The following is a 15834-nucleotide window of genomic DNA, read 5'->3' on the forward strand; positions in this document are numbered from 1 at the left end:
CTCCCCCGGTTAAATTTAATGGACTGTTCCACTTCCTAAGAACAATTGGCGGATCTGTTCGTCCGCTACAAGTTGTGCTGCTTTTTCGTCTCGGACCTTTTTGCCGGCGACAAGAACCACGCCACGGGTGCCATACTCCAATGCGATCAATGCATTTTGTTCGACCATGAGAATTGAAAGCCCGTTGTCGGCGAGCGTTCGGATCTGTCCAAGAATGTCGTCAGCTGCTGCTGGTGACAGGCCCGCGGTCGGTTCATCAAGCAGCAATACAGAGGGTTGTGTCATAAGTGCAATTGCTACTGCGAGCACTTGGCGCTGGCCTCCAGACAACCCGCCAGCCTTATCCTTCAGCCGTTGACGCAGCAAAGGAAAGCGCTCCAGTTGCTCCTCTATCCTTCGCTTGCGATCCGCTTTCAGTAGATACCCACCTATTTCAAGGTTCTCGAGCACGGTTAGATTCTGAAATACGTTTTTCTCCTGGGGTACAAAGCTGAGGCCACTTTTGCACGCAGCGGCTGCGTCACCAGGATGCACGGGGAGATCATTCAGAAAGATCCCACCCATTTTTGGTTTAAGAAGTCCCGCCGTAAGTTTGAGCAAAGTTGACTTCCCCGCGCCATTCGGCCCAATGATCACGACCAACTCTCCTGGCTCGACGGATAAATTTACTCCTTTGACGATTTCTTCGGCTGTGGCGTATCCGCCCCGAACGTCCGTGATATGCAATGTCGTCATGATCGTTTCATCCCCAAGTAGGCTTCTTGCACTGTTTTGTTGCCGGCGACGTCTTTGAAACTTCCTCTGGTGAGAAATTTGCCAGCGGCCATCACTACGACCTCGTCGCATAACTGCTCGATGAGTGCCATCTCATGTTCGATCAGGAGTACGCTCACGCCCCGGGCGCGGATGTCTTTCAGGTGCTCGGCTATTTGTTCCACCAGGGCTGGATTGACTCCGGCCATCGGTTCATCGAGAAGAATCAGGTCCGGCTCAGAAATGAGCGCACGACCAATCTCTAGCAACTTTTTCTGCCCCCCAGATAGGTCCGTCACTAAATTGTCTAGCACATGATCAAGTTTCAAGATCCTCGCCATGGCCAGGGCACGCTCACGTAGATCTTCTTCTTCGCGTTTCACCCGACTTCCACTGATCAGGCCAGCCAGCACTCCTTCACCCAATTGTTTGCGGCCGTATAGCATCAAATGTTCGAATACGGTCATTCGCGGGCAGCCTCTTGCAAGCTGAAAAGTACGAATAAGACCCTGCTGCGTAATCTTGTCGGATGTCTTGCCGGTGATGTCCTGTCCTTTGAACAACACCTTCCCTGCTGTTTTTGGCAGCAATCCGGTAATGCAATTGAACAAGGTAGTTTTCCCCGCTCCGTTTGGGCCGATTAACCCAGTTACTTTTTTTCCAGTGATCTCGAACGATGCGCCGTCGAGCGCTCTCAATCCGCCAAAATGGCACTGCAGGTTTTGAATACTTAGAATTGGCGCGTTCATAATTTTTAGGATGCTCACAATATTTAGCTATTCGCAGGATTGGTTTGGTCGGCTTTCGGTTGTAGGAAGCGGATTACCAATGTTCGTTACGCGATGTTCGTCGAGAGCTGGTTCTTAACGAAGCGCCCGTCTTTCATAATCGCGGGGATAGATTTACCTTGGCCCAGCAGTACGTCGATATCGGTTAATGGGTTGCCATCGACGATCAGAAGATCTGCGATCGCACCAGCCTTCACGACACCAAGTGTGCCTTCTCGCTGCAATATCTCGGCGGCCACCGTTGTCGCCGACCGGAGTGCGTCAAGAGTGCCCACCAAGCCGGCGCGGATTTTTAATTCTTCCGATTGATGAACATGCGACTCTCCTAGTAAATCACTACCGAAGCCCATCTTCACTCCGACTCGGTGCAACAACGAAATCGCTTGCCGTCCAACTAACCTGACATCATCAATTTTGGCGATTGATTCTGGCGGCAGGCCGAGTCCTGGACCTTCAGAGGAAAGCGCATCGTATGTGATCAAGGTTGGGACGACGAAAGCACCATGGTCTTTGACAAAATTCGCAGTCTCTTCGTCAATCAGATTCCCATGTTCGATCGTTCGGACACCAGCTTCGATCGCGCGTCGGATTGCGCGAGGGGTATATGCATGTGCCATGACATAGGTCTGCCAGGCAGTGGCTTCGTCCACAATCGCCTTGAGCTCGTCAACAGAGAATCCTGTATTGCCGATAGGATCGTTCGGTGAGGTGACCCCGCCGCTGGCCATAATCTTGATTTGGGTGGCCCCCTTTGTAAGCTCGTCGCGAGCTGCTCTACGCACGTCGTCCACACCATCGACAACTCTCGCGATATTGCCAATTCGGAACGAACAGGCGCATGGCTCAAGTTGGTCGCTGCGAGCCCGGAAATCTCCGTGTCCGCCTGTTTGCGATAACGCTTTTCCTGCCGGAAATATTCGAGGCGATTCAATCAAGGCATTGTCAGCGGCTTGCGCAAGCGCCCAATCAGCGCCGCCAGCGTCCCTCACCGTCGTAAAGCCCCTGTGCAGCATGTCCTTCAAGATGGGCAGCGCCCGAATCAATGCAAAAGCGTTGGGCATATTGGCCATAAGACCGAGATTGACATGTGAGGCCATGACATGCACATGGCAGTCGATCAGACCTGGCATTAAAGTCCGCCCCTGCAAATCAACCACTTCATCAGCGCTTGAGCCCAGGTCAACGCTACTCACCTCCAGTATGTTGCGCCCCTCGATCAGAACATTCATTCCTGTCGTCAGTTCACCGCGAGCCAAATCAAGGATCGAGGCGTTTTTCAATAGAATTTTCTTCATCATTTCTCCATACCTAATGTATTAATACTGTAGGTGCGATATACTCTTAAGTCTATAGGTGTCGGACACTTAAGTGTCCGACCGATTTCCGGAGAAACAACATGCAAACCGCTAATTTGGTGCTGGGCAATAATGAGATCGACTACAGAGCGGCGTTTTACAACGCCCCGGTCGGGCAGGCTATAGGCCGCTCTCGAGTAATCGTTGATTGCAATAATGCGTTCGCCGAAATGTTTGGTGGTATGCGTGAGGACCTGATTGGAAACTCGTTCCAATCTCTCTATCCCACACAGGCAGATTTTGAAAAAACGGGAGAGCGAATAGCCCCTTTTTTGCGCGATAAAGGACGCTATGCCGATGACCGCGTGATGAAGCGATTGACCGGTGAATTGTTCTGGGTTCATGTAAGCGGTTTTGCAGTAAACCGCGATGCGCCTTACCAAGAAACCTTGTGGGCTTTTACCAATCTTTCCAAAGAAAGGGATGTGGTGAATGCACAACATGCTTCGATGACTCCTCGGGAACGCGACATTGCCGCACTGCTGATTGAAGGACGAACAGGAAAGGAAATTGGCAAAGCACTAGGAATCAGCCCTCGGACCGTGGATATTTACCGGACTCGACTTTTGAGGAAATACAACGTGAGCTCGACCGTAGAGCTGGTAAAGCAATTGCTTTAATGGTACGAAACGAAAGCTGCCTAACTGATTGCATGTTAGTCGTGCTTTTGTCCCGAATCTTTCGATCTAAAGTAGGAAATTCGTTCCATACATTCCTACTCACCACCCATTGACCGAGATCGCTACGCAGGTAAAACTAGACGTATTTCCCGCTATGTAGGCATCAATGCCACGGGCACCGACTCATATTTTTCCGAGGACGCCATGACCCCTATCGAAGCTTTTGAATTATTGGACTTAAGAACCGGTCGAATCACACAAGTTGAACTAAACCGAGAAGCAATAAAGCCGGCATATAAAATTTGGATCGACTTCGGGGAGCTTGGCGTGAAAACGACAAGCGGCCAGTACACCGGTCTTTATCAGCCCGAGGAATTAATCAATAAAATGGTGGTCTGCGCAGTTAACCTAGGGAAACGGCGAATTGCTGGTTTCACATCCGAAGTGTTGATGCTCGGTGTCCCTCAGGGTCCTGGGGAGGTCGTCTATTTGTCGACAGAGCGAAGCGTCTCACCCGGAACTCGAGTTTTTTAACCTGCCTAGGGGATCGCGACCGAGATGGGACAAGTGTTCGATGCAAGTAGCTCAAACCAAAATCAAATTGTCCCGATGAATTAATTCCGGGTCCCCGACAAAGCCCAGAATGGATTGGATCTGTGATGAAGAATGCCGCATTATTCGACGCGCCTCCTCCGCTCCGTAGTTGATCAATCCCCGCGCAATTTCCTTGCCCGACTGATCCAGACATGACACTACCGAGCCACGACTGAACTTCCCAGACACATCTAAGACCCCGATGGGGAGCAACGACTTGCCTTCAAGCGTCAATTTTTGAACGGCCCCACGGTCTAGCACGACTTGCCCCGCAGTCTGCAAATGATCCACCATCCACTGCTTTCTCGCAGCAATTGGCGCAGACTGGGTAACCAGCTGAGTTCCCAAAGATTCGCCCTTCGCCAGTCGTACCAGGGCGTTCTCTTCGCGACCTGAAGCAATCACGGTATGGGCACCGGATTTCGCCGCCCGTCTAGCCGCCAGTATCTTTGTCAGCATTCCACCCCTGCCCACGCCGGTACCGGCGCCCCCGGCCATCTGTTCCAGCGCGGGATCACCCGCGTCGGCATCACTGATGAATTTCGCGGATGGGTTGGTCCTGGGATCTGCCGAGAAGAGACCTCTCTGGTCAGTCAGAATAATCAATGCGTCGCTCTCAATCAAATTGGTAACCAATGCGCCAAGCGTATCGTTGTCACCAAATTTAATCCGCTCTGTGGTGATAGTGTCGTTTTCATTGATGATTGGAACAACCCCAAAACGCAACAGCGCGAATATCGTTGAACGAGCATTCAAGTAACGTTCTCGGTCAACCAAGTCCGCATGGGTCAGTAAAATTTGTGCCGTCGAAATTCCATGCGCCCTAAAACTTGCCTCATAGGCCTGGGCCAGTCCCATTTGCCCGACAGCAGCGCATGCCTGCAATTCATGGACGCCGTGCGGCCGTGTTTTGAATCCCAGCCTCAAACGTCCTTCGGCAATCGCTCCTGAGCTCACCATCACGACTTGTTTACCCATTGCGCGTACTTGCGCAATTTGGAAGGCCCATTTCTCGATCGCAGCTTTATCTATGCCTTTGCCGTCGTCGGTGACCAATGACGATCCCACCTTAATGACTATGCGTTTTGCCTGCGTAATGACAGACCCCATAGCGATCCCCGCGTGTGGCCAGCAAGATGCAGGGCCTATAAGTGATACTCGAAAACCGGCACTATTGCACCAATTGTAGAAATGGCCGCTAAGACCAATACCCTGGCCCTGTCGAAGCGGAACTAAAGTTCGGCTATTGGTGCATGCCTGGGATCACTTCGACTCATTAAACCGAGAATCCCGCCCAAAATAACCAGACTAGTGGCAATGGCAATTGATACGGTGATTTCGCGTCCCGTTACGATGGAAAGAACAACTGTCGAAAGGACCGGTATCGTATATGCAAGCACGCCCAATATTCTCGTGTCACCGTGACGCATGCCAAAGTCCCAAAGATAGAAAGCCATTCCCATAGGACCCAATCCTTGGCAGACAATCAATATCCAGTCATGATTGGAAATTTGCACTTGACCTTCAAGTGCATAATGACAAATGAGAGAGAGAATGCCAGAAATAATGCACACGCCGCCGGTTGTCCAGGCAGAGTAAGATTTCAATGTACCAAGCAGCAGTGAATAGGAGGCCCAAACGAAGGCTGCGACAATCGCGAAGACATAACCGATCTCAAACCTGGCATTGGAAATGGACACCCCGTGCAAAGCAGCGACCGCCGCACCTACCAGCCCGCAGGCCGCGCCAACAATATGGTTCGACCTTAAACGTTTTTGACTCGAAAACACCGGTGTCAACACTACGATGAGCGCTGGCCAAAGATAGTGCACTAAGTTTGCTTCAACCGGCGGCGCATTTCGAAGAGCAAGAAAATAGAAGAAATGGTATACGAAGATGCCATATACCCCCACGCCGATTGCCCGCCAGGAGATCGTCCAACTCCTTATTTTTGGCAAAGAAATTGAACCACCAATAATCAGTGTCAATCCGGTCAGCAGGAAAGGGGGCAAATTTCGCAGCGAGACAGCTAAACTGGCCTGGGTCGCCCATATAACGACAGCCATGCATGTTGCCGCCAGGGCCAATCCGCTGTGGTTTGTTTTCATAAAGGGCATGGAGTATCGGGATTTTCTTACATTGACTTACAGGGTGACTCGGTCGCAATAAAGCGGATAGAGCCCTTGAACTCATACGAACAGCACAGTCGCGGCTGGATACACCTCAAGGAGTGTCAAATCCGCCGAGGCAGCAATATTTCAGCTCGGTGTATTCATCAATGCCGTAGACCGACCCCTCGCGACCAAGCCCCGACTGCTTCATACCGCCGAATGGCCCGACTTCATTTGCGAATATTCCAGTATTGACTCCGACAATGCCATACTCCAACGCTTCCATCATTCGCCATACGCGCTTGATATTATTGGAGAAGCAATACGACGCCAGGCCAAACTCTGTATCATTGGCTGCAGCGATGACTTCCTCTTCTGTCTCAAATTTGAATAGCGGCGCCACTGGACCAAATGTCTCTTCGCGGGCGATCTTCATTTCTTGTGTTGCATTGACAAGAACGGATGGCTGGAAGAAATAGCCTAGTTTCTCATCTTCTACCGATTTTCCACCAACTAACAAACTGGCGCCTTTGCTCAGCGCGTCTGCAATGTGATCCTGTACCTTGTCTATGGCAGCCAGGTCAATAAGCGGGCCAATTTCGCTGCCTTTTTCCAAACCGTTTCCGACCTTCAACTGCGAAACTCGAGCAGCCAATTTTTCTGCGAACTGATCATAAATGCCAGACTGAACATAGATGCGATTTGCACAAACACATGTCTGGCCGGCATTTCGGAATTTGCTTTGCATCGCCCCCTCCACCGCCGCGTCAATGTCGCAATCATCAAATACGATGAATGGCGCGTTTCCGCCGAGCTCGAAGGACAGTTTCTTAATAGTGTCTGCGCTTTGACGCATCAGCAGCCGGCCAATTTCAGTTGATCCGGTAAAGCTAATTTTTCTAACGATATCGCTCGAAGTCAGGGTTTTTCCGACCTCCGCAACTCTGTCAATATCGCAAGTCAAAATATTGATGACGCCCGGAGGTACTCCTGCACGCACGGCCAATTCGCATAAAGCCAGCGCAGTTAATGGTGTCTGTTCAGCGGGCTTGATAATCATGGTGCAACCCGCAGCCAGCGCAGGCGCGACTTTTCTGGTGATCATCGCTGCCGGAAAATTCCAAGGAGTAATCGCAACGCACACACCAATCGACTCTCGCAGTACCACGATTCTCTTATCAGTTTGAGGTGCCTCAAATACGTCGCCTGCGAGCCGCTTTCCTTCTTCAGCGAACCATTCCACGAAACTGGCAGCATAAATCGCTTCACCCCGCGCTTCTGCCAGCGGTTTCCCCTGCTCCCTGGTCATCAGCATGCCCAGATCGTCCGCGTTAGCGACGATTAAATTGAACCAGTTGCGAAGAATGTTTGCACGTTCTTTTGCAGGCTTTTTTCTCCATGTCGGCCACGCATTTTTTGCGGCGGTAATAGCCCGCTGTGTTTCGACGCTGCTCATGTTTGGTACAGAGCACAATTCTGTTCCATTTGCTGGATCAATCACTGGGAAATTGGATGCGTCGTCTGCGTCTTGCCAAGTCCCGTCAATCAGGCAGTTTTTCCGAAATAACGAAATGTCTTTGAGGTTCATGTTAGATTCCCTTGAAGTAAGTGAACCGCTCGTGCTGGCGTCAATTGAGATGATGCACAAACAAGATGCTCGTTTCACGTTAGATAAAACTGCCGGTTACTGCAACCGCAATAGTCAAAGTCACTCCTAAGCCGGCCAACAAGCAGGGTTAAGATGAACTAAAGGAATTATAGGGAGGAGCGAGGTGGAAGATGAGTTGAAAAGACGGTAGAAAACGGCAAAATATTGCAAAGTAATGAGGTGATGCAACGCAATTCTCTCGTCGACAGAAATGACCTTAGCCAGCAGCGCTTTCATCGGATGAGGCAGTGTACAGCTTGATCGCCAACTGCAGTCTAAAGCGAGCCTCGACATCCTCAAACGACACGTTCATTACTTCCTGCATGCGCTCAACTCGATATCTCAACGAGCTAATATGCAAGCCCAGTCGTTTAGCAGTATTGGCGAGATGGAAGCCTTCTTCAGTCAACACCGTCAGCGTGTCCATGGAAACGTCAAAATGTCGAAGCTGCTTTAGTGGATCAAGCGTCTTCTGCAAGAATAATTTGCGGGCCTGAACGTCTCCTTGCAATACCAGAGGCAACAGCATTTCGTCAAAATAATGGATCTTTCCAGGCTTTAAGATGGGCAGCAAAATAGCCACGTCTTCAGCCGCTCGCCTCATGCCGGCTACGCCGGCCATGATCCTGCTAATTGCCATCGTGGCACCACGACTGCCCACTTCGGCCCAGATTGACTCTGGTTCTATCTTGGCTGGCAATAGTAAATGTATTTGATTCAAGGACATTGAAAGAAGTGCGGGGGTTTTAGTCTTCGACAAGGCTTTCTTTAGAGCCTCAGCAAGGCGCTCTCGCCGGAAAAATCCCTCTCTGGACAACGGAATGGGTTCATTCAATAAAAAAGCGCAGACACGATAATCCTCATCGGGATCCCACCCCAATAAGTTCGCTCGCTCGAGAGTCGATGGCGTAGATTCAAATTGACCTTCAAGCAGCGAATCGACGAAGGTATATCCCATGCGTGCCTCCTGGGCACTTAGGTCTCTTTGATGGGAGAGCATTAGGCTCGCCACTGTGCCAGCATGCTCCACCGCGCGAAGATCAAGCTCACCTAAAGGTGAGTCGGTTTCATTTATCCAAGCAATCCCGAGCAATTCACCGCGGATGCGGATTGGATAGGAAACACGGGGGGTATCGTTCAATTCAAGAACATGCGGGATACTGACGGGATGTTTGCTTTCGGCTATACGCCGCAGCAAACCGATCTTTTCTAAATTATCCAGGAGCTGCTTCCCAGGATTTAGGTCTTCAGATTTTCGTTGAGACGGATCAGGTGTCTCTTCAGAAATGCCACCTGCCACTAGGTATTGGCCAAGTGTGCGCCCGTCCATATCACAAAAGAACACCGGTCGTTTGATCAGCTCGCCAAGGGTCTCGGCCAAATCCTGTAGACCGAGGCCACCCAAAGCCGCATTGGTAAGTTCATTATGGATATGTTCCGATCGAACAATCAATTGCGCCTGGTGATCAACAATTTCCCTGTGGATGGATTGAGTGACTTCGCTGAAAGGGACCTCCCAAGGCAATTCAATCAACGGGAAATTAAGGTCCCTGGCGACATCTATACTCGCTGACGGGAAATGTTCCAGGAATTGAGGAACGGCAAGTACAACGCCGCTCAGTCCTTTCTTGTGTAGGGCGCGAATGATATTAGCAGCACCTACTTCATCTTTCGGCCAGTTATAGCCTGTAGTGAGAAGCAAATGCCCATGATCGACCCAAGGCTCAATATCTGGATGGTCAATTATTTGCACCCATGAAACATCCTGCTCCAATGCATCGCGCCCCGAAACAAGATGTCCCACTGAGAGCCTTGTCGTTGCGATGGCTTCTTTTAGTTTCATGCTGGCTAGCTCCAAAACACCACTTCAACAATAGTGTAGCAGCCATTGCTCGCCTGGCATCATACTTTTAATAGTAAGTGGAGGCTTCAATTTCCCATTATTTCTACGTATTTTATGTCCCTCACGCAGAGTATTGTTAAACCTAGTGATTTTTTACCCACAACTGACTCTGATACGAAAAGGTGCCGACATGGATACGAAAACTGATAATTCCCAATATCTGCTTAACCAAAGGGAACAAAACGTTCCAAGGGGAGTGTTAACAGCACATCCGATTGTTGTCTCGCGCGGAAGTGGTGCGCACGTATGGTCAGTCGACGGCAAAGAATATATAGATCTTGTTGGCGGTATCGGTGTCTTGAACGTCGGCCACAATCATCCTAAGGTCGTTAATGCGGTTAAGAAACAGCTGGATTCGCTCACACACACCTGCTTCCAGGTGGCTGCATATGAGTCCTATATCGAACTGGCTGCTCGCTTGAATAAGCTAGTGGGAGGCTCATCTCCAAACAAAACTGTGTTCCTCACAACCGGCGCAGAAGCGACGGAAAACGCTATCAAGATCGCTCGGGGCTACACTAATCGTCCTGGAATAATAGCGTTTCGTGGCGGGTTTCATGGTAGGACATTGATGGGCATGACACTTACTGGCATGAGTCAGCCTTACAAGCAAAACTTTGGCCCCTTCGCACCAGACGTTTATCATGTGCCTTATCCGAACGAGTTTCGCGGAATTACCTCTCAAATGGCGCTTGATGCCCTGGAAGAGCTGTTTGCCACAGCGATTGCCGCTAACCGCGTTGCCGCGATTATTATCGAACCCGTCCAAGGCGACGGTGGCTTCCTTCAGGCACCTGCAGATTTCATGAAAGCGCTGCGGGTCCTAACCAAAGAACACGGAATATTACTCATTGCGGATGAAATCCAGACCGGATTTGGACGAACTGGAACGATGTTCGGTTTTCAACATTCTGGAATCGAGCCTGACCTGGTAACGGTAGCAAAAAGCTTGGCAGGCGGATTGCCTTTATCCGCTGTCACAGGTAAAGCAACAATAATGGATGCGCCTACTCCAGGTGGCCTGGGCGGCACTTATGCCGGCAACCCTCTGGCTTGCGCCGCCGCACTCGCGGTGTTGGAAATATTCGAAGACGAAGAGTTACTGAAACGTGCACGAGAAATTGGTACGCGGATGAAAGCTGGCTTTGATTCTCTGAAAGCGAAATATCCTCGGATAGGTGATGTACGGGGCGTAGGTGCAATGTTGGCGTTGGAGTTCGTCAAAGGCGATAAAAATCAAACACCCGACGCCGCCCTAGCTCAACGCGTAATGGATCGCGCTCGTGAGAACGGTGTGTTAGTCATCAAGTGTGGTCTGCACCGGAATGTGGTGCGCAGCTTAATCCCATTAGTTGCAGATGACGCCACTGTCGACGAAGCGGTTCGTATCCTAGGTAAGTCGATCGCAGAATCAATCGAGGAGTGATATTGCTATGTTCGTTCCCCTCCCGCACCCGCAGTTTACTTTTGGCGTCAATAAGTACCTCGCTTTTATAGGAGGGAAATGGACAGCTTCTAACCAGACATTTACGACCGGCATTCATAACGCCGGCCATCTTTGGTCAGAAGTGGCTGATTGTGGACCAAAGGAGGCGGAACTTGCACTCGAATCGGCTATAACAGCTACGAGTATCTGGGCGACGCAACCGATACAGGCTCGCCTAGATCTTATCGCCGCATGGCAAGAAAAATTGACCCGAAATGTTCGGCGCCTGGCAAACGCAATTGCGTCAGAAACTGGAAAGCCAATAAGCCAAGGTAAGCAAGAAATTGCCTACGCAACCGGTCTAATCGATCAATTTCTCTCTGCGGCGAAGACCACAACGTTAGACCAGAATTCTTCTCAACCGAGTCAAAACGCTTCAAACAAAACACAATCTCCGGGGCCGGGTTTAGTAGTTCTGTCATGGCAATCCCCTGCCTATGATTTCGTACGTAATACAATCCGCTTATTCGCGGAAGGTCGTAGCGCCATTGTAGTACCTGCGCCGGAAGCTCCCTTGTCAGCCCTTTTGCTAGCCCAATATTGGGAAGAAGTAGATAGTCCTGCTGGGAGCCTGCAGGTTTTAACCACCAGCAGTCAAGAAGAAGTCTGTCAACAATTCATCGCCGATGCGCGTATTCAGTCGATGGATATTTCCGGAAACTCCAAAAATGCCAGAGCGCTATATGAAAGCGCAATTAGAAAGAACCGGTCTGCTACCCTAGATACCGCGCGACCAGTCCCGTATTTCGTTTTTGCGGATGCAGATATTGATGTCGCGGCCGCGATAATTGTAGAGACCGTTTTGGGAATCTCCGCCCAACCATCGGTATTGGCACCATATGTCTATGTCTGCGCGTCTGTCTGTGCCGAGTTGGGCGATAGAATTGTCTCTATACTGGACAAGTTTCACGTTGGAAACCCGTTTGAAGAAAAGACTCAAATCGGGCCGTTATTAAATACAGCAACATCTGCTGATCTCGACATATACGTAGAAGACGCAATAACTAGCGGAGCCCGGCTTTTTTATAGAAAACCGCGCACCGGTCTGATCTCCTATCCAATCGTCCTGCAAAGCGAAGCCACTAACGTACACCTGTCGAACGGACGCCTGCTTGGGCCGGTTCTCCTAATGTCAACCTTCGATTCCGATCGCCAATTGCGCGGAATTGCCGATGGATTCTCGGGTACGCCGTTGGTCCACTACTGGTCTTGCAGTGGAAAGAGTATGGTTGAAATGCAAGCGAAACTAAGCGACAGTACATTTAGAATGAATGTGTCACGAATCCCGAGTGTAGAGGAAATTTCTACCATGGCAGCAACAGACTTGCTGGCAAGACGTTGACATCGGATTCAATATGATTTCTATGAAGCCTATATCGCCCGAACCATAAGAATCGGGACTCCCCCGGTTTAACCCCAGATCCTAGCTCACGCAACAAAAAATCACTATGTATACCCAAACACCGACAGATTTGAACCGACTCCTTCGACTGCAAGATAGATTGAAGCGACATACGACGGCGGAAGTGAAGTTTGATGCAGGAACCCGCGCGGTCTATGCGTCTGAAGCTTCAAACTATCGCCAGGTTCCCATTGGTGTTGTCGTGCCTCGCACTGTAGATGATTTCGTTGCAGCGATATCAGAGTGCGCAGCTGCAGACCTGCCGATCTTGTCGCGGGGGGCGGGAACTTCTATGTGTGGACAATCCGTGAATGTCGCAGTCATCATAGATCATTCGAAATATCTCACTGCAATACACGAAGTAGACGCCGCTAGGCGTATCGCCAGAGTTGAACCAGGTGTCATTTGCGATCAACTAAAAACCACGGCGGCTAAGTACGGGTTAACTTTTGGCCCTGATCCTGCCACACACAGCCGGTGCACAATTGGTGGAATGATCGGAAACAACTCATGCGGAGCGCACTCCGTAATGGCGGGTAAAACTGTCGAAAACATAGAGCGGCTGGAGATCATGACCTATGATGGTGCTCGCTTTTGGGTAGGCGCTACAGATGATGCCGCATTCGACGATCACATTCGAGCGGGCGGCCGTCGGGCGGAAATTGTCCAAAGCCTGAAAGATCTCGTTAACAAGTACGAACACGACATTCGGAAAGGTTTTCCAGCGCTAAAAAGAAGGGTTTCTGGTTACAACCTCGATCAGCTATTGCCAGAAAACGGATTCAACCTTGCGAGGGCCTTGGTCGGTGTCGAGGGGAGCTGCGTCGCGGTCCTGCATGCGGAAACCAAGCTTGTCATGAATCCAAAGAGCCGTGTCTTGGCCGTATTCGGCTTCGATGATATTTATCATGCAGCGGACGCTGTCCCTCAACTTCTTCCGTTCAAACCAATTGCTATGGAAGGATTGGATGAGGGAATCATCGGCGGACTGAGATCACGCGGTCTAAGAATTGCAGATCTGGCGGAACTTCCACATGGACAGGCTTGGTTAATGGTGGAATTTGGCGGCGCCTCTACTGTCGAAGCCACAGCAGCGGCCGAAAGTGCTGCAGCTCGGGTTGACGCACTTCCAGGTCAAGCTACCGTGAGGGTAATTACGGACGCGGCTTTAATGGGGCGGATTTGGACAATCCGTGAGACTGGTGCCTCTGCCACATCGCTGTCTGACGATCCAGAACAAACCGACCCTGTCGTGGGATGGGAAGATGCTGCAGTAGAGCCCGCACAGCTTGGCGCATATCTCCGCGAATTCTCAGCGCTTGTCGCCAAATTCGGATACAAGACTAGCCTGTACGGTCACTTTGGCGACGGGTGCATTCACTCTCGAATTACGTTCGATTTAAAATCGGATCGCGGCATCGCGACATGGCGCGCATTCCTGGAAGAAGCGGCTCATTTGGTCGTGAAATATCAGGGTTCTCTTTCTGGCGAGCACGGTGACGGTCAAGCAAAGGGAGAGTTCTTAAAGATCATGTACTCTCCCCAGCTAATGCAGGCATTCTCGGATTTCAAGAAGATTTGGGATCCCAAAAATAAAATGAATCCAGGAAAATTGATTCATGCAATGCGGGTAGATGAAAATTTGAGGATGGGGCCAGACTACGAGCGCAAGCAACTCGACAGCGAATTCAGCTATGGTGGTGCCAACGGACAAGGATTTGCTCGTGCAACGGAGCGTTGTATAGGAATGGGGAAATGTCGCTCCATTGAGGGGGGAACCATGTGCCCTAGCTTCAGAGCAACGAGAGAAGAGAAGTATTCGACTCGTGGCCGGGCTCGGCTTTTCTTTGAACTACTGAAAGGTGAAGTGATCAAAGATGGTTGGGCCAGTGAAGAAATCAAGGATTCTCTGGACTTGTGCCTAGGCTGCAAAGGATGCAAAGCCGATTGCCCAACCAATGTCGATATCCCTAAGTACAAGGCTGAGTTCCTATCTAAATATTACAAGTCTAAGAATCGCGGAGTAATGGACGTTGTTATTGGCCGTATCGGTGAATGGCTGCCGTATGCGCAAACCGGCAGCGGATTGCTGAATAGTCTAATGAGAAACCGGTTGATACGAAAAGTCGCAAAAACCGTCGCTGGATTGACGCCAGACGTTAAATTTCCGGCTATCGCTGATAGTAACTTTCGCTCTGGACAGACTGCCCAAAGACTGCTGCGGGAAAATGGGACATCGGGAGATCAGAATTCGGTCGTCCTCTGGACCGACACGTTTAACAATGGCTTTTCACCATCCGTTCTAGAGGCCGCGGTCTCCGTGATCGAGCGGGCCGGTTTTCATGTCCAGTTATTGGAAAAGCATACTTGTTGCGGAAGACCGTATTTCGATGTGGGAATGCTGGAGAGTGCGCGAAAAAATATAATTGCCATTACCGACCAATTGCGTCGATACCTTGATAGAAAAATCCCGATCGTGATTTTGGAGCCAAGCTGCCTATCAGTGTTTCGGGACGAGATGCCGGCACTGTATCCGCTTAACGTGGACGTAACACGATTGTCTGAATCGGTTCAGACGCTTGCAGAATTTGTTGCAGCTAACAAGATCGCGATGCCAACGCAGTCCCTTCCGTTAAAAGTACATGGGCACTGCCACCAGAAAGCTTGCGGCGGAATGGGGGCGGAGCAAAAGTTGCTTAATGAACTTGATCCGAATAGCAAAATACTTCCAACCGGTTGCTGCGGTATGGCCGGTGGGTATGGATATCACCAAAAGACCGCGGACGTAGCTCGGCGCATCGGAGAGACCGAATTAAAACCGCATATTGAAGGAAACGACCGGGAAAACACTATCATCGCCGATGGGTTTAGCTGTAGATCTCAGATAGCGAATGTGAGTGGCAGGAAAGCAATCCATTTGGCAGAATGGCTGAACCAAATTCATGAATGAGTATATTATTATTTTACCGGGCAACAATTTTGCGCTTGCATCGAATATGAATTTAAACCAAATACATTTATTCTTAGAATGACCTTAGTATCGTGAGATCTCGACGCCGCTCCTATATCTTGTGTTCATACTACCGGAAGGAAATTTGATACCGCGTATTGATTAGCAATATGATTTCTCCGAACTTTTGTGCGCTTTCGGCTTAGACTTATCGCAGACCTTCA

Annotated in this window: 12 protein-coding genes; 5 read left to right on the top strand and 7 right to left on the bottom strand. The window is 50.2% G+C overall.

The window, feature by feature from the left end; translation table 11 throughout:
• Window positions 1-15: 15 nt before the first annotated feature.
• The 3 genes from IEW12_RS11805 to IEW12_RS11815 form a co-directional block, all read right to left on the bottom strand.
• Window positions 16-735, bottom strand: coding sequence for an ABC transporter ATP-binding protein (locus tag IEW12_RS11805; protein WP_188566238.1), 720 nt, complete (start codon window positions 733-735; stop codon window positions 16-18).
• Window positions 732-1502, bottom strand: a complete 771-nt coding sequence (locus IEW12_RS11810) for an ABC transporter ATP-binding protein (RefSeq protein WP_188566239.1) — start codon at window positions 1500-1502, stop codon at window positions 732-734. Before IEW12_RS11810 ends, IEW12_RS11805 begins: the two co-directional genes overlap by 4 nt.
• Window positions 1503-1588: 86 nt before the next feature.
• Window positions 1589-2836 carry a metal-dependent hydrolase family protein gene (locus IEW12_RS11815; protein WP_188566806.1) on the bottom strand — a complete coding sequence of 416 codons (1248 nt, stop codon included), beginning with the start codon at window positions 2834-2836 and terminating at the stop codon, window positions 1589-1591.
• Between the two features lie 101 nt (window positions 2837-2937).
• Here IEW12_RS11815 and IEW12_RS11820 point away from each other — a divergent pair, with 101 nt between their 5' ends.
• Complete coding sequence (locus IEW12_RS11820; protein WP_188566240.1) at window positions 2938-3516, top strand: PAS and helix-turn-helix domain-containing protein; 579 nt, start codon at window positions 2938-2940, stop codon at window positions 3514-3516.
• A 204-nt stretch (window positions 3517-3720) separates the two neighbouring features.
• Window positions 3721-4050: a tRNA-binding protein gene (locus IEW12_RS11825; protein ID WP_188566241.1), complete on the top strand. Its 330-nt coding sequence runs from the start codon at window positions 3721-3723 to the stop codon at window positions 4048-4050.
• Window positions 4051-4101: 51 nt separating this feature from the next.
• On the opposite strand, the gene proB is transcribed toward IEW12_RS11825, so the two are convergent.
• From proB to IEW12_RS11845, 4 genes are all read right to left on the bottom strand, one after another.
• Window positions 4102-5220, bottom strand: coding sequence for a glutamate 5-kinase (gene proB, locus IEW12_RS11830; protein WP_188566242.1), 1119 nt, complete (start codon window positions 5218-5220; stop codon window positions 4102-4104).
• A 122-nt stretch (window positions 5221-5342) separates the two neighbouring features.
• Window positions 5343-6176, bottom strand: a complete 834-nt coding sequence (locus IEW12_RS11835) for a DMT family transporter (protein ID WP_188566243.1) — start codon at window positions 6174-6176, stop codon at window positions 5343-5345.
• Between the two features lie 157 nt (window positions 6177-6333).
• Complete coding sequence (locus IEW12_RS11840; protein WP_188566244.1) at window positions 6334-7809, bottom strand: NAD-dependent succinate-semialdehyde dehydrogenase; 1476 nt, start codon at window positions 7807-7809, stop codon at window positions 6334-6336.
• Between the two features lie 277 nt (window positions 7810-8086).
• Window positions 8087-9712 carry a PucR family transcriptional regulator gene (locus tag IEW12_RS11845; RefSeq protein WP_188566245.1) on the bottom strand — a complete coding sequence of 542 codons (1626 nt, stop codon included), beginning with the start codon at window positions 9710-9712 and terminating at the stop codon, window positions 8087-8089.
• A 190-nt stretch (window positions 9713-9902) separates the two neighbouring features.
• Between IEW12_RS11845 and gabT the strand changes: the two genes are divergently transcribed.
• The 3 genes from gabT (at window position 9903) to IEW12_RS11860 (ending at window position 15610) form a co-directional block, all read left to right on the top strand.
• On the top strand, window positions 9903-11198 hold the full coding sequence (gabT, locus tag IEW12_RS11850) for a 4-aminobutyrate--2-oxoglutarate transaminase (RefSeq protein WP_188566246.1): 1296 nt from the start codon (window positions 9903-9905) through the stop codon (window positions 11196-11198).
• Window positions 11199-11205: 7 nt separating this feature from the next.
• The gene (locus IEW12_RS11855; protein WP_188566247.1) at window positions 11206-12600 is read left to right on the top strand and encodes an aldehyde dehydrogenase family protein; all 1395 of its coding nucleotides are present in this window, start codon (window positions 11206-11208) and stop codon (window positions 12598-12600) included.
• Window positions 12601-12706: 106 nt separating this feature from the next.
• Window positions 12707-15610 carry an FAD-binding and (Fe-S)-binding domain-containing protein gene (locus IEW12_RS11860; protein WP_188566248.1) on the top strand — a complete coding sequence of 968 codons (2904 nt, stop codon included), beginning with the start codon at window positions 12707-12709 and terminating at the stop codon, window positions 15608-15610.
• Window positions 15611-15834 lie beyond the last annotated feature (224 nt).

The sequence above is a fragment of the Parundibacterium terreum genome (assembly GCF_014636315.1).
GTDB classification, from domain to species: domain Bacteria; phylum Pseudomonadota; class Gammaproteobacteria; order Burkholderiales; family Burkholderiaceae_D; genus Undibacterium; species Undibacterium terreum.